This is a genomic window from Caulobacter sp. HMWF025, assembly GCF_003060965.1.
In the GTDB taxonomy this organism is placed as follows: domain Bacteria; phylum Pseudomonadota; class Alphaproteobacteria; order Caulobacterales; family Caulobacteraceae; genus Caulobacter.
Window position 1 is genome coordinate 1 of record NZ_QAII01000068.1, and the last position, 19,982, is coordinate 19,982.

Here is a 19,982-nt window from a genome sequence, read left to right on the forward strand (position 1 = left end):
ATGTCGGCATAGCCGGCCAGCGAATCCACGCCTTCCTGGATGCGCGCGCCGCCGGCGTCGAACAGGCCGATCACCGGCGCGCCGACCTTCATGGCCAGCGCTGCACCTTGACGATCTTGGCCGCATGCGCGCCCGACAGCGAGCCGCCGAACACCGTGAAGTCCTTGGAGAACACATAGACGATCTTGCCGTTGATCGTGCCCCAGCCGGTGACCACGCCGTCGCCGGGGATCTTCTGCTCCTGCATGCCGAAGTCGGCGCAGCGGTGCTCGACGAACATGTCGAACTCCTCGAACGAGCCCTCGTCCAGCAGAAGCTCGATCCGCTCCCGCGCCGTCAGCTTGCCCTTCGCATGTTGGGCCGCAACCCGCTTCTCGCCACCCCCGGCGCGAGCCTGCTCACGGCGACGGTCCAGTTCTTCGAGGATAGTCAGCACGCAAAACGCTCCTGCTCGGACGTTACCGGCGGGGGCTATCCGCCCGCCCGGATTCCGAGGCGTAAAGCTGTGCGAGCGCGGAGGCAAGTGAAGGCCACTCGCCCGTTGCCCGCACCCGTTCAGCCGCGCAAGGCGTGGAACCACTGCTCGAGAACCTTGGCCTCAACCGCCAGAAGACGCGCACGGTGGACAGCTTCTGCATCCTGGCCCCAGGATTCGGCCTGAAAAATCTCCTCCAGCCGCGAGAGGTCCAGCGCGGTCTGTCCGCTGATCCGCCCTGCCCGAAGCGCAAGGGCCAGAACCGTTGAACCCAGCAGACCGGACCCGTAGGCCACGCCGGCGAGGTCAAAATCGCCGAGCGACAGGGCAAGCGCCTCAACAGCTGCCAACGTGGCCGGCGGCTGCGGCGCGTGGATGACGCCGTCGACCGGCGAAAGGGCCAGTCCATGCTCTGCCAGCGCCCAGTCGAGCAGTGGCTGCCAGTCGCGCTGCTGACGCTGGACCAGTGGCGTCGGATGCTCGGCGCGGTAACAAAGCAGGTCCGAGCCGGCATAGGCCGAAACCTCGAGGGCCACCTCGGCGCGGGTCACCGCAATTCGATCAATGGCGGTAAAAGCTAGTCGCGTCGCCGGCATCACCGAGGAATCGATCAGGGTCTCCTGCGCTTCCCATTCGGCGGCAATGAGCTCCGCGAGGGCTTGGCTGGGCATGATCAGGGGCGATCCCGCCGGCGACTTGGGGGCTCGCCCGTCCAGGAGCACGGCATAGCCGCCCGGCCTTGGTTCTACCGTCACGACCTTGTAAAAGCGATGCGGCTTATGGAGCAGATCGGGTTTTTCAGACACGCAAGACGTTCCTGTAGGCGGGCGGAGCGAACTTCACAGCCCGGCCGTTGATGGGTCAAACTCGGTGCAGAGCGCAAGTGTCGGCCGCCGTAGCCGGGGCTCCCGACATTGACCGCATGCCGGGAGAGACCACGTGGCCCTGGGATGAAGCCTCAGGTCGGCACAACATCGAAGGCCATCGTCAGCCGGTGATCCGGCGACGAAAACGGACGGGTTCCATGCCACATATAGGATGGGAACAGCACCAGCATACCAGGCTTGGGCATGACCTCGTGCTCGGCTTCCAGTCGGGGGCTTGTAATGCAGCCTGGCTGACCAAACCGGATCCAGCCCTCCCGCGTTTCGGCATCGGCTACCCCGCTGGGCAGGTCGAGATAGAAGGCTGACGATATCCACCCCTGCGGATGGACATGATCGGCGTGGAAACCGTTCGGCTGTAGGCGCACAGACCAGCCGCCGCTGAAGCGATAGCCGCCAGTCATGCGCGAACGGAGCGGGTCCTGCCCCGCTCCCAGATCGGTCAGGTACTGGGCCACTACCGTGGCAGCCTGCGCAAAGAAGGCCTGAAACAGCGGGTCGTCGGACTGATGCAGCGAGGGGATCTGACTCCCGCCTCTCAGCGACTGCTGCAGGGGATGGGCCCGATAGTCATGACGCTCGGCGAGCCGTTTCCGTAGGGCGTCGAGAAACGATTCAAGGCTGTGCCAGCCGGGCGGAGTGGGCAGCATGTAGGCCCGCACCAGATCCGGGTAATCGCCAAGCAACGAAGCTCGCGGGTCTTTCGCCAGCCGCCAGGCGGTAGACTGAAGGGCCAACCCGTACTGGTCGAGCGGAGCGGTCAATCGGAGCCGCTCGGCCACGACACTGGCAGATGAACCATCGCTACGCGCCAGATGGGCTTCCACCAGGACGGCCAGCACCTGCGGATGCTGCGGGGCCAGTCGCTCGGCCGCAAGGGCATGAGCCAGCATGGCGTCGACCTCACCGACCTCTCCGGCCATATGTGCCGCAGCCAGCAACAGTTGCAAGTCGGCGGGTCTCCGACGCAAGGCCCCGGTCAGGGTCTGGTAGGCTGCGGACCTCTCACCGGCAAACTCCTGCACCACGCTGCGGAGCACACTTAGCCCGACATCAGCAGCGTCTCTGGCCAGGGACGCGTCCAGAGCCGCGAGCGCGGCTTCAAGCTGACCCGTGCGCATCCAGCGCAACTGGGCCAGATTGCGGTGCGCCTCTACGAAAAGATCCCGGCGCTCTATGGCAGCGCAGAAGGCCGCCTCGGCCTCGTCATAGCGCCGCAGCCCCTGCAGGGCACGGCCCAGCACCAGATAAACTTCAGGAGCATCCAGCCCGAGGGCCATCGCCTTGCGCGCTGCGTCCTCGGCCTCTCGGTCCTTCGCCAAGTCGCCCAGCGTCGCCGCCAGATTGTACCAGACGATGCGGTCCTGGGGCGTCAAGGCGACGGCCCTGCGGTTGAAGTCCAGGGCCTCGGCATGGCGGTCCATCGCCTTGAGCGCCGCCGCATGGACGACAAGCACACCGATCCCCGCAGCCTGCGTGCTCGCAAGACGGTCGGTCAGGGCTGCGGATTCAGCCGCACGTCCCTGATCGATCAGCGCCCAGGCCTGCCGGACGACGTCCTGGCTCATCGCCGCTTGATCTGCCTTCTGGCAAACGGGTCCTGATCGGCCTCGTCTTCAGAGAAGCCGAACTTGGCGAACCCGGCCTTGATCTCGGGGCTCAACGGAGCCTCGATATAAAGCATGCCGACGGACGGATGGGGCAACATCACCGACCGGGCATGAAGCTGAAGCTTCAACCCCTCTGACAAGGGCTGTGACTTGTCATCGCTGTATTTGGGGTCACCCAGGATCGGGTGGCCGATCGCCTTCATGTGAGCCCGGAGCTGATGGGTCCGACCGGTGTGAGGCCGCAGCGCCATCCAGGTCACCCGAGGCCCGGCGCGACTGATCGAAACGAATTCCGTTTCAGCCGGTTGAGCATCCTGGTCCTTGGGTTCGGCCGGGACCACCAGTTCACGATCACCGACCCCGCGCTTGGCGAGGTGAAGCTCGATCACACCCTCAACCGGGTGCGGATTGCCGGCGACGATGGCCCAGTAGGTCTTCTGAGCCTTGCGCTTGGCAAAGGAGCCCGACAGCCGCGCGGCCGCGCTCGGCGTCTTGCCCAGCAACAGCACGCCCGACGTGTCCCGGTCCAGCCGGTGCACCAGCTTGGGCCGGTTGACGCCCTCTCCCCATGCACTGAGGAGCTTGTCGATGTGGTGCGTGGTCTTGGTCCCACCCTGGACCGCGAGCCCCGCTGGCTTGTTTAGGGCCAGAACCTCTTCATCCTCATAGAGGACCAGCGACTTGGCGAAAGCGATATCCCGCTTGGACAGGGCCAGCTTCTCGTCCGGATCGGGCGCGTCCGGGAGAGGCGGAACGCGGACTTGACTACCGGCGGCCAGCTTGGTGTCAGCCTTGACCCGTGACCCATCGACACGAACCTGACCAGACCGGAAAAGCTTGTTGAGCTGGATGTGGTTCAGGTGGGGCCAGCGGCGCTTGAACCAGCGGTCAACGCGAACCCCGTCCTCGCCCGCGTCCACATAGAGCGTGCGTACTTCTTTCATGCGACGAATATCCTGCGGGCGAACAACATCCCCGCGAAAAGGGCCGCCAGGGCCAAGAGCACGCTGGCAGCGGTATAGGTGAAAGCCTGGGCATAGGCGCGCTTTTCAATCATCAGCGCGGTCTCCAGCGTAAAGGCCGAGAAGGTGGTGAAGCCCCCCATGACGCCGACCCCGAGCAGGACCCGCCATGGCTCAGGGTTGGCTGTCGCGGACTGAGCAAGCCAGGCGGCCAGGATGCCCATCAGAAACCCACCGGCAACATTGACGGTCAGAGTGCCATAGGGCCAGGCCGAACCGAACAGGCGAAGGGTCTGGACGCCCACCACGTAGCGAGCAACCGAGCCGACAGCGCCGCCGGCGGCTACAAGAAGCAGTCTGTTCATGAGGCCCTTATGCGCCGCGCGAGCCCTGACGCCAAGTCATACGCGACTTTGCCGGAACCGAACGCCAACCCGGATCCAACCCGGACGCCGAAACTGTGTCAAGGAGCGCCAGTCTCTTCGTAGTAAATCGGCCGGAAACCGTAGTCCGTCTCAAGAGTTAGAGTGTATGTTGAAGAAACCCTTTTTCAGAACGGGCCGTTAAGAGCCGGGGAACATTCTGCCCTCTCCTCCCGCGAACAGAGCCCAATGTCACAAGCTGCGACAGAACAGGAACAAGCGACAGCGCGCCTGTCTCTGCCCGCCCCGGTAATACACCGCTTGGCCGGAACAGATCTGGTCGCGCGTGGCTCTGTAAATGTGATCAGTGTTGAGCCCGTCAGGGCCTGGGCTGGCGACTGGTGGGACCAGAAGCGCGGTGATGTCTGGACCTATGTTGAAAGAAAGCTGGGCGAGCACCTGGATCGCCAGGACATGCGGGCGCGGATTTCAGACAGCGAATTCCTGATTGCCATGAACAATGACCAGGGCCTTGCGGCCCAGGCCACAAGCGTCAGGATTCTCGAGGACGTTCTCTCCCACCTGCTGGGTGAGGTCGATCTGAAGCACCTGGGCATCAGCGCGGTCATCGGGGTCGAAAACGGTGAAGCGGTGTGCCGTAAGGTCGACGCCGCAACGGTTCTTGCCGCCCGGGCCCGTCGAGATTCCGAAACCTCACCAGCCCGGCGGCTTGTGGAGGCCAGTGACGAGGCCCGACGCACGCCCGTTGCCTTTACGACCGGTGGGGGAGCCGCCCTGCGCGTCGACTTCACGCTTGAACATGTCATCAGCCTGCGCCGGAACATCACCACCGCGATCCGTATCGAGCCGGTGGTAACCCATCTGGCCAGCGGACGTCAGGCTTCTGCCCGCGCCATCAGTCGCCTGCCCGACAAGGACATCGCCTACATCGACGAGGCAACGCTGAAATATGGCGCGCTGTTCGCCCGCGGAGCCCAGGGCCATGAAACTCCGGACCTGATCCTGCCGGCCTCCTTCCGTACACTCGGCACCCAGCGCGGCCGCGATCTTCTGACCGGAACGCCAGGCCTGTCCCTAGCCCTTCTGCGGGGGGGCGTGATGATCGAACTTGTCGACATCACACGCGGAACGCCGTCGGGACGACTGCTTGAGGTCGTCGGCCTGCTGAAGGCCCTGACCCGTGGCGTAATTGCCCGCGTGCCGCCGGAGAAGGAAGCCCTTGTGGGACTGAAGGACGCCCGCTTGGCCGGCTTGACGCTTGATGCCTCGGACCTCATCGGCTCGGCCGAAAAGGTTGCCCTGGACATCATGAATTTTGGACGTGATGCGAGCGGTCTCGCCCCGTTCACATGCCTTCAGGGCCTACCGGTGGAAGGCTACTTCGCCGCAGCCGAGACAGCCGGTCTGACCCACGCGGCCCTGCGGGCGCACTACCCGCTGGCGACGAGGGCCGTCGCCTGACGCTCATACCCTGCCCCGACCCTTGCCTAGCGTCCGGATGACGGCGCGCGCCGGGTAGGCATCACCTGTTGCCGGAAGCATGCCGCGACCAAACACGACCTCAAGGGTCGTGCTGATCCTGAGCCGGGTTCTGACAATTCGGTGGGAGCCGCTTGCCGGCGGAAACGCGCCAGGGCCTTCGCCGTCGGACACGTCGCCGCGCTCGGCAATGCGGAACCAGTCATAGCCGTCCCGGACCACCAGCTCCGCAGCCCGGAGCAGCGCATAGTCGGCGACCTGTTCCGCAGTCGCACCGGGCGCGCCCTGAAAGGTCACGCGATAGCGTCCCGCCTCGATGCGAAGCTCGGAATAGCCTGCGGCCTGACCCGAATTGCCCGCCGCGTAGAGCATAGGGCCGGAACTGCAGCCGCACAGTAGCGCAAGGGTCAGAAACAGAACGGCGTGCCGGGTCATGGCAGCTCCGAAACCAGGTCAGTGAGACGGGCTATTGCCCAACTCGGGCACCGAAAGGCCGAGCTTATCCAGCATCCCGATCATGTCGGCAGGCATCGGGGCCATGATCCGCCGCTCGCCGCCTTCAGGGTGAGGAAACACCAGTTGCACGGCATGCAGCATGAGACGCGGCACCGTTGTCCCGCCCAGCATCAGCGCACCGCCATAGCGGCTGTCGCCCGAGATCGGCCGACCGATCGAGGCCATATGGACGCGCAACTGGTGCATGCGGCCGGTGTCCGGCGACAGCTCGACAAGGGCGGCCGTCGCGTTGGCCGAAAGGGTGCGATAGCGACTACGCGCCGTCTCGGCATCGGGATGGTCGGGCGCGCAGACCCGCATATAGGCCTCCCGGCCGATCGACTCGCGGCGCAGCGGGCTGTCAATCATCCCGCCCTTCGGCTCGGGCGCGCCGGGGGCGACAATGGCCCTGTAAGATTTGCGAAACCGCTTTCCCATTAGGGCCTTGCCCAGAAAAGCTGCGCCGGGTTTGGTCTTGGCAGTCAGGATGACGCCCGAGGTGTCGCGGTCCAGCCGATGGATCAGGCGTGGCCTTGGCCGACCCGGTCGCGCGAAAGCCCATAGCAGATCGTCCAGCGTATGGGCCTGAATACGGCCCCCCTGGCTGGACAGGCCGGCAGGCTTGTTGAGGACAATGATGCTGTCGTCCTCATGGATCACCCACGACCGCGCCAGGGCAATCTCGTCCTCGGTCAAGGCGATGGGCGCGTCAGAGGCCTTGGGTTTCGGCTGGGCCGGTGGTCGCCGGATTCTCTGGCCGCTCACCGCCCGTCCCTCCGCAACTTACCCCAAGCGTCCAGCCGTTCCCGCACCTTGGCCTCGGCCCCGACGCCCTTCGGTTCGTAGAACCTTGGCCGCGCCATGCCGTCCGGGAAGTAGTTCTGGCCCGAGACGCCGCCCTCGACGTCGTGGTCATAGGCATAGCCGTCGCCATAGCCGAGGGACTTCATCAGCTTGGTCGGGGCGTTGAGGATGTGGGCCGGCGGGGCCAGGGAGCCGGTCTCCTTGGCGGCGCGGCGGGCGGCCTTGAAGGCGGTGTAGACGGCGTTGGACTTGGGGGCGCTGGCCATGTGGACCACGCACTGGGCCAGGGCCAGCTCGCCCTCCGGGCTGCCCAGGAAGTCGAAGGCGTCCTTGGCGGCCGTGGTCAGCAGCAGGCTCAGCGGATCGGCCGCGCCTATGTCCTCGGACGCCATCCGCACCAGCCGGCGGGCGATGAACAGCGGATCCTCGCCGCCCTCCAGCATCCGCGCCAGCCAGTAAAGCGCGGCGTCCGGATCACTGCCACGCACCGACTTGTGCAGGGCCGAGACCAGATTGTAGTGCTCCTCGCGGTTCTTGTCGTAAGCGGGCCGGCGCTTCTGCAGGAACTGGCCCAGCTGCACGGCATTCAGCGGCGTGTCGGTTCCGACCGACAGCAGAGTCTCTGTCAGGGTCAGCAGGTAGCGGCCGTCCCCGTCGGCCATGGCGATCAGGGTGAAGCGCGCCTCGGCGTCCAGGGGCAGCCTGCGACCCTCGGCCACTTCGGCCTTGACCAGCAGAGCCTCCAGAGCCTCTTCGTCGAGGCGCTTGAGCACAAAGACCTGGCAGCGCGACAGCAAGGCGCCGTTCAGCTCGAACGAAGGGTTTTCAGTGGTCGCCCCGACCAGGGTGATGACCCCCTCCTCCACGAACGGCAGGAAGCCATCCTGCTGGGCCCGATTGAACCGGTGGATCTCATCGACGAACAGCAGGGTGCTTTGCCCCGCCATGCGACGGCCCCTCGCCTGTTCAAAGGCCTTTTTCAGGTCAGCGACCCCTGAGAACACCGCCGAAATCTGCTGGAACTCATAGCCGCCGGCCCTGGCCAGCAGCCGGGCAATGGTCGTCTTTCCGGTCCCGGGCGGGCCCCACAGGATCATCGATGCCAGGCGATGCGCCGCTGCCATCCGGCCGATGGGGCCTTCGGGTCCGAGCAGGTGCTCCTGCCCCACCACCTGGTCGAGGGCCTGCGGCCTCAGGCGTTCAGCCAGGGGAGACGGCGCATGGGGCGTGAGGCCGGCGGCCTGAAAGAGATCGGACATGACTCAGGTTTACGAGATCGCCGGAGAGACCGCCACGAAGTTCACGGCCCCTCCGGCGTTCAGCATCAGGTGCTGAAGCGGGCCGAGATCCTCTGGCCGCCGCGCTCGATGGTCACGGTCCAGGCTCGCCCACCGGCGGCAGCCAGGCCCGCAAGATCAGCGACAGTCGTTATCGAACGCCCGTTGACCTCGCGAATGAAATCACCAGGGCGCAGGCCGGCATTGAGCGCAAAGCCCTGCCCCACCTTGGTGACCAGCACCCCCTTGCCGGCAAAGGGATCGGCACCGAGGTCCTGGGCCACGGCCGGCGAAAGGTTCACAACTGTCGCGCCGTCAAACGGATGGCGGCCGGTTAGGGCGCGCTCGTCACGGGCCGGACTCTCAGGCGCGGTCTCGGCCTTGACGGTCAGGGTCCGCTCGGCGTCGTCCCTACGGACGACCATGGCGACCCGGTCGCCCACCTTGTGGGTCCCGATCGCGAAGGCTCCGCCGCCCTCGTCATTCACGGCCTGGCCGTCGATCGAGAGGATGACGTCATTTTCCTTCAACCCTGCCTTGTCCGCTGATGAGCCCGGATAGACTTGGGCGATCAGCACACCGCGCGGGGCCGTCATGCCCAGGCTCTTGGCGATATCGCCCGTGACGGGCTGACCTTTGACGCCGAGCCAGGGCCGGACAACGCTGTGGCCGCCACCGAGGGCGGCATTGACCACCTGGCGTACAACCGCTGCGGGGATGGCGAAACCGACACCGCTGGAGGAGCCTGAGCGCGAGATGATGAAGGTGTTGATGCCGATCAGGTCGCCGTCCATGTCGACCAGCGGACCACCGGAGTTGCCCGGATTGATCGAGGCATCCGTCTGAATGTAGCTGCCGAACTCTGCCGCCCCGACATCCGTCCGGGCCAGGGCCGAGACAATGCCGTTGGTGACGGTCTGGCCGACACCGAACGGATTGCCGAGCGCCAGAACCAGATCACCGACTTCCAGGGGTTCCTGGTCATCGATGGCCATGACGGGAAGCCGCTCGCCCTTCGTATCGATCTTCAGCACCGCCAGATCGGCCCTTGGATCATCCAGCAGGACCGTGGCCGGAAACTCCCGCCGGTCTGCCAGCTGGACGGTGATGTCGCTCATGCCGTCGATATTGTGGTGGTTGGTGATGATCACCCCATCGGCCCGGACGATGGCTCCCGAGCCGAGCGAGCCCTGGACCTGGGCCCGGGGCGCACCGGCCCCGCCACCCATGAAAAAGTCCCAGAACGGATCGCGGGCCTGCTGCCGGACGACCCTGCGGCTGGCAACATTCACTACGGCGGGCGCGCTCTTCTTCACAACAGGCGCGAAGGAGGCCTTCATCGAGGCCGGATCGGTCGGCGCGCGACGGTTCGGCTGGGCGAGATCCGGGATCGACTGGGCCTTGGACGGCCCCTGTGGCGAACAGGCCGCCAGAAGGACGAGAGCAGGGAGCAGAACGCGGTGGGCTCGCATGACGATATGGCGTCTCCTAGGAACAGGGCCCGACATCAGCCGAGCTTTCGGGCGCATTGATGGCCGCGCGATCGTCCCGATGGATCAGTCCGGGCGCGCTTCCTGCGAGATAGGATGCGCAAACCGGAACGCCAGAGCCGCGCCGCCCATCATCAGGGCCGCCGCGATCAGGATGGGCAGGCCGGGAAGATGCAGGGTCGCGTCGTGGCGGATCGCCCAGGCAAACGGGGTCAGATACAGGATCGGCCCGAGGATCGAAGCAATCCCCATCATCGCCGAATTGGCTCCCTGCAACTGCCCCTGTTCGTGGGGCGCGACCCGACGGGTCATAAGGCCCTGCAGACCCGGCTGGATCAGGCCCGAGATCGCAAACAGCGGCAGGCCGCACAGGTAAAGCCAGCCGGTCGGCGCAAGGGCATAGACCAGAAAGCCGAGGCTGCCCGATGCGAGGCCAATCAGCAGCGCGCCGCGCTCTCCGACGGCCTTGACCACGCGCCCCACCACAAAAGCCTGCATGAGGATCCCAGCAATGCCGCTGCCCATCAGGGTCAGACCGATCAGTTGCGGAGACCAGTGATAGCGAAAGCCCATGTAGAGCACGAAGACGCTGGGCAGCACGTTATGCGCCAGCTGGAACAGGAACCCGACCCCGGCCAGACCGAGCAGGTTCGGCTTGCTGGTCAGAAGCTTCAGCGAACCAACGGGATTGGCGCGCTTCCAGTCGAACGTCTTGATCCGGCGCTCGGGCGGGAGCGACTCGGGCAGGACAAAGAAGCCATAGAGCCAGTTGCAGAGCGCCAGGCCGGCGCAGACCAGGAAGGGCAGCCGGTGGTCAAACTGCCACAGGAAGCCGCCGAGCGCCGGGCCGAAGGTGAAGCCGACACCAAACGCCGCGCCCATCAGGCCAAAGCCCTTGGCGCGGTTCTCCGGCGTCGTGACGTCGGCGACATAGGCCCCCGCGGTCGAAAAACTGGCCGCCGTCATCCCGTTCAGAATTCGCCCAAGGAAGAGCCACCAGAGATTGGGGGCCATGGCCATGAACAGGAAGTCGATCCCGAGACCGAAGATCGAGGTCAGGATCACCGGGCGTCGTCCAAACCGGTCAGAGAGCAGGCCCAGCACCGGCGAGCAGACGAACTGCATCAGGCCCCAGGTGGTGGCAAACAGCACGTTCCAGTCAGCGGCCGCCGCCGTATCACCGCCGTTGAACCGCTTCACGAGCTCCGGCAGCACGGGGATCATGACCCCGAGTGACAGCACGTCCATGACGGCCGTGACGAAGATGAAGCCCAGAGCGGCCTGCCTTCGCGTTCCAGTAATGGCCTGAGTCATGAGTCGCCCTCCCCGGCTCGCCCTTGTTGGCCCGAGGCTGCGGCCGCTGCAAGGCTCGCCAGCAGGCCCTGCCACCATTCGCCATGTCGGCCCAGAAACAGACCATCCGGAAAGGTGTGCCGCGCGACATGGGCCTCAAGCACCGGGCGCCGAACCACCCCCTGGCTACGGTGCGGATCCGCAAGAGCCGCCAGGGTAAGATCCAGCGAAGCCATCATCGGGCATCAAAGGCTTTCTGCAGCCCCTTGGCCGCCACACCGCGCCAGGCTACGGTCAGGGCCCCCGTCGCCGTGGCGAGGTCGCAGGCTTCCAGCCGCAGCAGGGTCGCCCCCTTGAGGCCCCAGCCGCCCTTCACCGGCTCGAAGATTGCAGGCTCTGCAGCCACCAGCATCGCCTGATGATCCGGTGTCAGCTTGACCATGCCGAAGGCCGCATCGGGGTAGCCCAGCGTCGCGAAAATCCGCCCCGCGCGAAAATCGACCGTGCCGAAGTGCGACTGTTCAATCGAACCGGGTAGCGACAGGGCGATGCGTCGGAAGTCGCCTTCGGTCACAGACGGCTGTCGATCTTCAGGCCGCTGCGGCGTTCCATCTCCTCGATCGATAACGCCTCGACCGGCCGGGAGACTGTCCAGATGTGACCTTCCGGATCTTTGCACCGATAGGTCCGGTCGCCGTAAAACTGGTTTGCGGGCTCTACGATGATCACCGCCCCGGCCGCTCTGGCCCGCTCGCAATGGGCGTCCAGATCCCCCTCGCTCAGGCTGATATGGACCGTCTGGGTGTTCTTGCCGCCCAGCGAAGCAGGGCTCTTGTGGTCTTCGCTCCACTCGCCGCCGACCATGACGCAGGCATTGCCGAAGCGCATTTCCGCGTGACCGATGCTTCCATCAGCGCCCTCGACCTGGAAGACCAGCTCGAAGCCGAAGGCCTTCTCCAGCCAGTCCAGCGCAGCCCTGGGATCGCGGTAGCAAAGCGCCGGGGTGAGATGGGGACGCCAGTCGCTCATGCCGATGCTTCCCTTCTGGAAATCGTCAGCATTTAACGCGTATCAAAACGATGTCCGCAAGGACCCTCGCGGAGAAGGTCGCGCCATCGCGCGGTTCAGCGCAAGGCGGCGCCGACGACCCTCAGGCTGCCGTCGTTGGGCTCCGGCTTCACGCCGGTCAGCCGGGCCAGCAGTGAATAGACGTCGACATTGTCGAAGACCGGCAGGACCACGCCGGGCCGGATCGACGGGCCATGGGCCACGAACACCGCCCTCATGGCCGGGTCGGCCGGATCGAAGCCATGCTGTCCGCCGTCCATCTGGTCCCACTTGCCGGGCTTCTGCATCGCGGCCCGTGTCGTAACGTACCAGCCGGTCTCTGAAAGGCAGACGATCGCCGGAACACGCGGATTGCGACCGTAGTGGAAACGCGCGGGGATCTCGCCCTTTCGCCAGCAGGTCAGGTGCGGAAGTGGCTTTTTCAGCAGCGCGGCCTCCACATAAGCCTCTTCGCCCGGCTTGGGGTTGAGGCCGACAACGGCACCTGCGGTCACCAGCTTCACCCTGGACAGGTCCAGCACATCATCCAGAGGCCAGCGCTGGCTGACCGGCACCGGGGCCATGCCGTGATCGGCGACGATGACAATGTTGGTCGTTTCGAAGCGCCCGCGGGCCTTCAGCCCCTCGACCAGCCGTCCGATCGCCTGGTCGACCTCGGTGGCTGCCCCCCGAACCTGCGGCGAGCCGGGGCCATAGTGGTGGCCTTCGGTATCGACGATATCGAAATACAGGGTGGCGAAGTTCAGCTCCGGCCCCTTGGGATCGTCCAGCCAGGACAGCAGGGTGTCGACGCGCTGGGTCGACGGCATGGCCTGATCGAACACCGACCAGCGGGACGGACGCACTCTGTCGATCTCGGCCTGGGAGCCCGGCCAGAACATCGCCCCAGCCCGCTTGCCCTGCTGCTCGGCGGTCACCCAGAACGGCGGAGCCTCATCCCACCAGCGACCGTCATTGACCGCCTCGGCATTGCTCATCGAGAACCGCACCCCCGGCATGTCGGGGTCTTCCATGACGTTGTTGACGATGCCGTTGGAGTCGGGACGCCGGCCGGTGATCAGCGTGTAGTGGTTGGGAAAGGTCAGGCTGGGGAACGAAGGGCGCATGGCCGCCCGCGCACCATCGGCCGCCAGTCCGCTCATCACCGGCGTGTCGCCGCGATCCAGATAGTCGGCCCGGAAGCCGTCGATCGACACCAGGATCGTCAGGCGGCTGGCCGGGGATCGCGCGGGCTCCAGCGAGGCGCAGGCCGACAGGGCAAGCGCCAGGCACAGGGCGGTAAAGCGGAGCAGGTTTGACATGGCGATTCCGGAGGCGAGGCTAGCAGCCATGCCTGACCCACGGACGTTTCGACCGTGTGACAGACACGTATGACGACGTCTTAACTTGGCGCGCCCAAACCGCACCCCCATAGTCGCAGCGCCAGGCAAGATTCTCGGCTGAGGACGACCTTCGACCATGACCATCGCCCTTGAGGCCGTCGCCCTGACCAAGGCCTATGGGTCGGTCCGGGCGCTGGACGATTTTTCGCTTTCGATCCCCGCCGGCGGCGTGTTTGGCGTTCTCGGGCCCAACGGGGCCGGCAAGAGCACGCTATTCCGGATCGCGCTCGGCCTGGTGCGCCCGACCAGCGGCTCGGCCTCCCTGTTCGGGGCTCCGGCCGGAGACATGACCTCGCTGCGCAAGGTCGGCGCGATGATCGAGACCCCGCGCTATCCACCCTATCTGACCGCCCGCGACACCCTGTCGATGCTGGCCCTCGAGAGCGGCACCCGCGATGCCGATATCAGCGGCTGGCTGGACCGTGTGGGTCTGGGCGGCGCGGCCGATCGCGCGACCAACGGCTTTTCGGTCGGCATGAAGCAGCGCCTCGGCCTGGCGGCCGCGTTCTTCACCCGCCCGGAGCTGGTGATCCTCGACGAGCCGACCAGCGGCATGGACCCGGCCGGCATCCAGGAGATCCGCGCCCTGGTCGTCGACCTGGCCCGGAAAGAGGGCGTCACCGTCATCCTGGCCAGCCACCAGCTGGACGAAGTGCGGCGGGTCTGCGACCGGGTGGCCATCCTCAGCAAGGGCAAGGTCGTCACCGAGGGTGCGGTCGACGCCCTGACGGCCAGCCAGGTCCGCCTGCGTCTGGTCGCCTCCCCCGTCGAGCAGGTCCTGGCCGTGCTGGGCGAGAAAGGGGCGGCTGACGGGCCTGACGCGGTTCTGGCCGACATTTCCCGCAGCGAAGCCCCGGCCCTGATCAGGGCCCTGGTCAATGCCGGCGTCGAGATCACCGAGGCCCGCTGGCGCGAGGCCGATCTCGAAGGCGTCTATCTGCAAACCCTCAAGAGCTCGGGAGCGGCCTGATGTTCGCCAATGCCATCGCCGCCGAACGCTTCCGGCTCCTTCGCGACCGCTCGACCCTGTTCTGGGGTTTCATCTTCGCGCCCCTGGTGGGCTTTTTCCTCAGCATTGCGGGCGACATCTTCCTGCGTCAGCTGGCCAAGAAGCCGCTGACCGGCATGCCGCTGGATCTGGTCGGACAGGTGCTGAAGGCCCTGGGCAGCGGGGCCTCGGTGTTTCCGGCCCTGTTCCTGGCGATCGGTGCCGCCGCCGTACTGGCCGGCGACTATCGCTGGGAGACCTGGCGTCTGCTGACGCCGCGCAACAGCCGCCCTCACCTTTTGGGGGCCAAGCTGGTCGTGGTCGGGGAAGCCATCCTGTGGAACCTCGTCCTGACCGTCGGCCTGACCCTGCTGGCCGGCGTGATCGGCGCGTCGATCGCCGGCAAGACCCTGGTCGTATCGGGGAGCGGTGCCGGCCTGGGCCAGATCGCCGGCGTCTTTGCCGTGACCTGGCTGGAGGCCATGACCCTGGCGTCGCTGGCCGCCGTCATCGCCGTGATCGCCCGCTCGCCGATGGGCGCGGTGGTGGCCGTGGTCGTGGTGCGGTTCGTCCAGACCATCCTGGCGGCCGGCCTCGGGGCCATGGCTCCGGAACCGACCTGGAAGACCCTGGCCATTCCCGCCTACAGCGCCGACCTGCTGCGCGGCTTCCTCGCGGCCCCCAACCACGCCGGGCTCGAGACCGGCCCGGTCGGCGTGGCCCTGCTGGTGCTGCTGGCCTGGGCCGCGGCCCTGGCGGGCGGTGCGATCCTACTGTTCCAGCGCCAGGACCTGACGCGGGAGTAGCGCGGACTATGAAGAAGGGCCTCCCTTCCACCCACCTCGCCGAATGCGCCGCGCTGTGTCTGACCCTATCGGGCTGCGTCTCTTCAGAAGCCATCGTGCTGTCCGCGCAAGCGCAGGACAAGATCTACTGGGACGCGGTCTGGCTGGAAGAGAAGCGGCTCGGGGAAATGGGGATCGACAGCCCGCTCACGCTGCCGGGTCCCTTCGCGCGGCGACCCGCGCGCTGCTCAGCGACCTCCCAGAAGGACGTCTTCGTGTGCCGCACGATCACCATGGAGCGCGAGACATCACTCTGGAAAGCCCAGGACATCAGGTTCCGCCGCTACGGCCAGGCATGGGCCTATGACCCGGCCCTCTATAGCGAGATCCAGGGCCCCTATCGACTGGCGGCTCCCGACGGTCCGGCGTCCACGCATATCTGCTACGACCAGCGAACCGACTGCCTAGAACGCATCCCTGGCGTCGTCTTCACCTGGGGGGCCGACAAGCACTATGTCGTCGCGGCACGGCACCCGCAGAACCCCGACACCGGCGAGATCGACAAGCTGCGGACCGAATACTTCTACATCGACCGCAGAATTGACGACGGCGGGCCGTTTCCGTCCCGGGCCGTCCGAGGTCCCTTTTCCGTGGACGCCTTTGCGACGGAAAGGCTGCGCCTGAACCTGCCGCCGATGGAGGCCTACGATCCGACCCTGAAATGATCCTGACGCGCCACGGCCGTTCCAGCCAGGCTAGACCTGGACCTCAGGCCCCTCCGCCTTCCTGGCCAGAAGACGCGGGACGGACCAGCCTGACACGAAGGGCATGATCAGGCCGATCACCGCCACCCAGAGCGGATGCGGGATCATGGTAATGCTCATGACCACGCCCAGCAGGTTGAACATCGGGCCAACCCAGGCGGCCCAGGTCCTGCGGGCGACTAGATAGCCCGCCAGGGCGCTCCCGAAGGCTCCGGCGCTCCATCCCGCCAGCAGGGTCGCCAGGGCTCCGACCGGCATGGACTGAGCAAAGGCCTTCAGCTGCGCCGGATCATTCAGATCAAGACCCGGGGCGGGCGGAAAGAGCGCCGTTAGCCCCCTCTCACTCAGAGTTACGATCAGGACGTTGGCCAGAACCGCAGCCAGCACTGCCAGAACAGCTTTCAGGATCATCTCAGCGCCCCCCCGCACCCGATAGCCGAGTGTGCGACAGGTGACCGGGCCTGTCCAATCCCGGGCCAGAACCAAAAAAGGCCCCGGAGCGATCCGGGGCCTTTTCCAATCAGCCTGGGCTGAAATCTAGTCTTCGGCCTGGGCCGAATAGTCCGGGCCCGAGTCCTTGCCCTTGGCCGAGACATCGCGGTCAACGAACTCGATCACGGCCAGCGGCGCGTTGTCGCCGTAGCGGAAGCCGGCCTTCAGGACGCGGATGTAGCCACCCTGACGGTCCTTGTAGCGCGGGCCGATGGTGGCGAACAGCTTGCCGACCTGCTCGACGTCACGGACGGTCGAGATGGCCTGACGACGGGCGTGCAGGTCGCCGCGCTTGGCCAGGGTGACCAGCTTTTCGACGAAGGGACGCAGTTCCTTGGCCTTGGGCAGGGTGGTGACGATCTGCTCGTGCTTGATCAGCGAGGCCGACATGTTGGCGAACATGGCGGTGCGGTGAGCCGAGGTACGACCGAGTTTACGGTGAGCCTTACCGTGACGCATTTTAGTCTCTCCTGGGCCTTGGCCCGCAGTGGCGCGATCTAGCGCTGATTGTCACCCATCCCAGCCTGTTCCCGGCCGGGTCAGAACGAAGCGCCGGGGCCCTCCACCGCAAAGCGGCTTCAAAAGGCCCAGGCCGCCAGCCGCCCCCGAAGGGTGGCGAGCGGCCCGGATCGAGCACGATACGCTAGTCTTAGATCTGGTCTTCGAACTTCTTGGCCAGGTCTTCGATGTTTTCGGGCGGCCAGTTCGGCACGTCCATGCCCAGGTGCAGAGCCATGCCAGCCAGCACTTCCTTGATTTCGTTCAAGGACTTGCGGCCGAAGTTCGGCGTGCGCAGCATCTCGGCTTCGGTCTTCTGGATCAGATCGCCGATATAGACGATGTTGTCGTTCTTCAGGCAGTTGGCCGAACGAACCGACAGTTCCAGCTCATCGACCTTCTTCAGCAGAGCCGGGTTGAACGGCAGCTCAGGCTTGGCCTCGTCGGCCGACTTGGCCTTGGGCTCTTCGAAGGTAATGAAGATCTGCAGTTGGTCTTGCAGGATCCGGGCGGCGTAGGCCACGGCGTCCACCGGAGTGACGGCGCCGTTGGTTTCGACTTCCAGGATCAGCTTGTCATAGTCCAGCGACTGGCCCTGACGGGTCGGCTCGACACGATAGGCGACGCGCTTGACCGGCGAGTACAGGGCGTCGACGGCGATCAGGCCGATCGGAGCGTCTTCCGGACGGTTACGGTCGGCCGGGACATAGCCCTTGCCGGTGTTGACCGTGAACTCCATGCGCACGGTGGCGCCGTCGTCCAGCGTGCAGAGCACGTGGTCGGGGTTCAGGATCTCGATGTCCGAAGGCGTTTCGATCTGGCCAGCGGTCACCGGGCCGGGGCCGGTGGCGCGGAGCGTCATGCGCTTCGGGCCCTCGGCGTGCATGCGCACGGCCAGTTGCTTGATGTTCAGAACGATGTCGACGACGTCTTCGCGGACGCCTTCGAGCGAGGAGAATTCGTGCACGACGCCATCAATCTGGATGGCGGTGACAGCGGCCCCCTGCAGAGAGGAGAGCAGGACACGGCGGAGAGCGTTGCCGAGCGTCACACCGAAACCGCGCTCGAGAGGCTCAGCCACGATCCGCGCCTTGCGGGTCGCGTCGGCGCCAGTCTCGATTTGCGGCTTCTCAGGACGGATCAGCTCGTTCCAGTTTCTTTCGATCACGTGGTCGATCCCTTGAACGCGGCTCGCCGGCCGCGAATCTCGCAGCCGGCGATGGAGAATTGGGTCTAAAAAGTACTAGACGCGACGACGCTTGGGCGGACGGCAGCCGTTGTGCGGAATCGGCGTGACGTCGCGGATCGTCGTGATGGTCATGCCTGCAGCCTGAAGGGCACGCAGGGCCGACTCACGGCCCGAACCGGGGCCCGACACGTTGACCTCGAGGGTCTTCACGCCGTGCTCGGCAGCCTTCTTGCCCGCGTCTTCCGCAGCCATTTGAGCGGCGTACGGGGTCGACTTGCGCGAGCCCTTGAAGCCCATCATGCCGGCGCTGGACCAGGAAATCGTGTTCCCCTGGGCGTCGGTGATGGTGATCATGGTGTTGTTGAACGAGGCGTTCACGTGCGCCACGCCCGAGGTGATGTTCTTGCGTTCGCGCTTTTTAACGCGACCCGGTTCCTTGGCCATCGTCAGGCTACCTTATTTCTTCTTGCCGGCGATCGGCTTGGCCGGACCCTTGCGGGTGCGAGCGTTCGTGTGCGTGCGCTGACCGCGGACCGGGAGGCCCTTACGGTGACGCAGGCCGCGATAGCAGGCCAGGTCCATCAGACGCTTGATGTTCATCGAGTTTTCGCGGCGCAGGTCGCCTTCGACGGTGAAGTCCTTGTCGATCGTTTCACGGATCTGAAGGACCTCGGCGTCGGTCAGCTGGTTGACGCGGCGGGTATCGTCGATGCCCACCTTCGTGACGATGTCACGAGCGGACTTCTGGCCGATGCCATGAATGTACTGAAGCGCGATCAAAACGCGCTTGTTCGTCGGGATGTTGACGCCTGCGATACGGGCCACGTCTAATGTTCTCCTAGTCACGCACTAAAGACGCGAACGGCGCGCCCGGCCCGGTCTCTCGACCCAGTCCGGCGCGCACAGATCGCGCCCTTTCGCGGAAGCGCCCCGTTATAGGGATCGTTGCGCCGCCGTCAATGGTTGAATCCGCTGAAAGTCAACGAATTGAAAATGTCTCATGCGACGCCCGAGAGCGCCCCGTCGATAGAGGCCGCGACCGTTTCCACGGACGCCATGCCATCCAGCTCGACCAACTTCTTCTGCCCTTCATAGTAGGGCAGCAGAGGCGCGGTCTGGGCATTGTAGGCGGCCAGACGGGTCACGAAGACTTCCGGATTGTCGTCAGGCCTGCCCTGCTCGGCGAATCGCTTCGAGATCCGTTCGACCAGAGCTGGTTCGTCTACCTTGAGTCGGAGCACCAGGTCGATCTTCTGACCGCGTGCCGCCAGCATTTGATCGAGAGCCTCGGCCTGGGCCACCGTCCGCGGGAAGCCGTCAAAGATGGCACCACCGGCCGCCTCGGCCTCGGGCAGGCGGTCTTCGATCAGCGCGATGACGATCTCGTCGGTGACCAGCTCGCCCCGATCCAGGACCCCCTTGACCCGTTGCCCCAGCTCCGAGCCCGAAGCGATGGCCGCCCGCAGCATGTCACCGGTCGAAAGCTGGACCATGCCGCGCTCGGTGACGAGCCTCTTGGCCTGGGTCCCCTTCCCCGCCGCCGGCGGTCCGAACAGGATCAAGTTCATCAGTGCCCCTCTTCGCGCGATGCCGGGTCTTCGCCCGGTCGTCTCTTCCCCGTGCAGACCTAGAGCGGGGACAAAAAAAACGGAAGCCGGTTTATG

22 protein-coding genes and 1 pseudogene are annotated in these 19,982 nt (G+C 65.7%); 4 read left to right on the forward strand and 19 right to left on the reverse strand.

The window, feature by feature from the left end; translation table 11 throughout:
* The 5 genes and pseudogenes from DBR10_RS08345 to crcB all read right to left on the reverse strand — a co-directional run.
* A pseudogene (locus tag DBR10_RS08345) lies at window positions 1-436 on the reverse strand (carboxyl transferase domain-containing protein); the annotation flags it as partial.
* Window positions 437-555: 119 nt separating this feature from the next.
* Window positions 556-1,281, reverse strand: a complete 726-nt coding sequence (locus DBR10_RS08350) for an ATP12 family chaperone protein (RefSeq protein WP_108505895.1) — start codon at window positions 1,279-1,281, stop codon at window positions 556-558.
* Window positions 1,282-1,433: 152 nt separating this feature from the next.
* Entirely contained in the window at window positions 1,434-2,927 is a 1,494-nt protein-coding gene (locus DBR10_RS08355; protein WP_108505894.1) for a putative 2OG-Fe(II) oxygenase, read from the reverse strand.
* Window positions 2,924-3,913 (reverse strand): RluA family pseudouridine synthase, encoded by a 990-nt coding sequence (locus DBR10_RS08360; RefSeq protein WP_108489602.1) that lies wholly within the window; start codon window positions 3,911-3,913, stop codon window positions 2,924-2,926. The genes DBR10_RS08355 and DBR10_RS08360 overlap by 4 nt, the downstream gene beginning before the upstream one ends.
* Complete coding sequence (gene crcB / locus DBR10_RS08365; RefSeq protein ID WP_108489603.1) at window positions 3,910-4,296, reverse strand: fluoride efflux transporter CrcB; 387 nt, start codon at window positions 4,294-4,296, stop codon at window positions 3,910-3,912. Before crcB ends, DBR10_RS08360 begins: the two co-directional genes overlap by 4 nt.
* A gap of 246 nt (window positions 4,297-4,542) precedes the next feature.
* On the opposite strand from crcB, the gene DBR10_RS08370 reads away from it, so the two are divergent.
* Entirely contained in the window at window positions 4,543-5,775 is a 1,233-nt protein-coding gene (locus DBR10_RS08370) for a hypothetical protein (protein ID WP_108505893.1), read from the forward strand.
* Window positions 5,776-5,778: 3 nt separating this feature from the next.
* Here the strand turns inward: DBR10_RS08370 and DBR10_RS08375 are convergent, their stop codons facing one another.
* From DBR10_RS08375 to DBR10_RS08415, 8 genes are all read right to left on the reverse strand, one after another.
* Window positions 5,779-6,228: a CC0125/CC1285 family lipoprotein gene (locus DBR10_RS08375; protein ID WP_108505892.1), complete on the reverse strand. Its 450-nt coding sequence runs from the start codon at window positions 6,226-6,228 to the stop codon at window positions 5,779-5,781.
* 18 nt (window positions 6,229-6,246) lie between these two features.
* Window positions 6,247-7,053 (reverse strand): RluA family pseudouridine synthase, encoded by an 807-nt coding sequence (locus DBR10_RS08380; protein WP_108505891.1) that lies wholly within the window; start codon window positions 7,051-7,053, stop codon window positions 6,247-6,249.
* Window positions 7,050-8,351: a replication-associated recombination protein A gene (locus DBR10_RS08385; protein ID WP_108505890.1), complete on the reverse strand. Its 1,302-nt coding sequence runs from the start codon at window positions 8,349-8,351 to the stop codon at window positions 7,050-7,052. The genes DBR10_RS08380 and DBR10_RS08385 overlap by 4 nt, the downstream gene beginning before the upstream one ends.
* 65 nt (window positions 8,352-8,416) lie before the next feature.
* Entirely contained in the window at window positions 8,417-9,841 is a 1,425-nt protein-coding gene (locus DBR10_RS08390; RefSeq protein ID WP_108556260.1) for a Do family serine endopeptidase, read from the reverse strand.
* 84 nt (window positions 9,842-9,925) lie between these two features.
* A complete protein-coding gene (locus DBR10_RS08395; protein WP_108505889.1) occupies window positions 9,926-11,173 on the reverse strand; it encodes a TCR/Tet family MFS transporter in 1,248 nt (415 codons plus the stop codon).
* 214 nt (window positions 11,174-11,387) lie between these two features.
* Window positions 11,388-11,726 (reverse strand): MmcQ/YjbR family DNA-binding protein, encoded by a 339-nt coding sequence (locus DBR10_RS08405; protein WP_108505888.1) that lies wholly within the window; start codon window positions 11,724-11,726, stop codon window positions 11,388-11,390.
* A complete protein-coding gene (locus tag DBR10_RS08410; RefSeq protein ID WP_108505887.1) occupies window positions 11,723-12,181 on the reverse strand; it encodes a VOC family protein in 459 nt (152 codons plus the stop codon). The genes DBR10_RS08405 and DBR10_RS08410 overlap by 4 nt, the downstream gene beginning before the upstream one ends.
* Window positions 12,182-12,276: 95 nt before the next feature.
* The gene (locus DBR10_RS08415; protein WP_108505886.1) at window positions 12,277-13,521 is read right to left on the reverse strand and encodes an alkaline phosphatase family protein; all 1,245 of its coding nucleotides are present in this window, start codon (window positions 13,519-13,521) and stop codon (window positions 12,277-12,279) included.
* A gap of 157 nt (window positions 13,522-13,678) precedes the next feature.
* Here DBR10_RS08415 and DBR10_RS08420 point away from each other — a divergent pair, with 157 nt between their 5' ends.
* Genes DBR10_RS08420 through DBR10_RS08430 form a run of 3 tightly spaced genes read left to right on the forward strand, consistent with a single transcriptional unit; the run spans window position 13,679 to window position 16,100 of the window.
* Window positions 13,679-14,572, forward strand: a complete 894-nt coding sequence (locus DBR10_RS08420; RefSeq protein ID WP_108490101.1) for an ABC transporter ATP-binding protein — start codon at window positions 13,679-13,681, stop codon at window positions 14,570-14,572.
* A complete protein-coding gene (locus DBR10_RS08425; RefSeq protein WP_108505885.1) occupies window positions 14,572-15,396 on the forward strand; it encodes an ABC transporter permease in 825 nt (274 codons plus the stop codon). Before DBR10_RS08420 ends, DBR10_RS08425 begins: the two co-directional genes overlap by 1 nt.
* A gap of 8 nt (window positions 15,397-15,404) precedes the next feature.
* Complete coding sequence (locus DBR10_RS08430; protein WP_108490208.1) at window positions 15,405-16,100, forward strand: hypothetical protein; 696 nt, start codon at window positions 15,405-15,407, stop codon at window positions 16,098-16,100.
* 30 nt (window positions 16,101-16,130) lie between these two features.
* On the opposite strand, the gene DBR10_RS08435 is transcribed toward DBR10_RS08430, so the two are convergent.
* The 6 genes from DBR10_RS08435 to DBR10_RS08460 form a co-directional block, all read right to left on the reverse strand.
* The gene (locus tag DBR10_RS08435; RefSeq protein ID WP_108505884.1) at window positions 16,131-16,550 is read right to left on the reverse strand and encodes a hypothetical protein; all 420 of its coding nucleotides are present in this window, start codon (window positions 16,548-16,550) and stop codon (window positions 16,131-16,133) included.
* Between the two features lie 126 nt (window positions 16,551-16,676).
* The gene (gene rplQ, locus DBR10_RS08440; protein ID WP_062145570.1) at window positions 16,677-17,090 is read right to left on the reverse strand and encodes a 50S ribosomal protein L17; all 414 of its coding nucleotides are present in this window, start codon (window positions 17,088-17,090) and stop codon (window positions 16,677-16,679) included.
* A 190-nt stretch (window positions 17,091-17,280) separates the two neighbouring features.
* Entirely contained in the window at window positions 17,281-18,297 is a 1,017-nt protein-coding gene (locus tag DBR10_RS08445) for a DNA-directed RNA polymerase subunit alpha (protein ID WP_108490689.1), read from the reverse strand.
* Between the two features lie 75 nt (window positions 18,298-18,372).
* Window positions 18,373-18,762, reverse strand: coding sequence for a 30S ribosomal protein S11 (gene rpsK / locus DBR10_RS08450; RefSeq protein WP_004616890.1), 390 nt, complete (start codon window positions 18,760-18,762; stop codon window positions 18,373-18,375).
* Window positions 18,763-18,774: 12 nt separating this feature from the next.
* Complete coding sequence (gene rpsM / locus DBR10_RS08455; RefSeq protein ID WP_062145564.1) at window positions 18,775-19,143, reverse strand: 30S ribosomal protein S13; 369 nt, start codon at window positions 19,141-19,143, stop codon at window positions 18,775-18,777.
* Between the two features lie 173 nt (window positions 19,144-19,316).
* Entirely contained in the window at window positions 19,317-19,886 is a 570-nt protein-coding gene (locus DBR10_RS08460; RefSeq protein WP_108505883.1) for an adenylate kinase, read from the reverse strand.
* Between the last annotated feature and the right edge of the window lie 96 nt (window positions 19,887-19,982).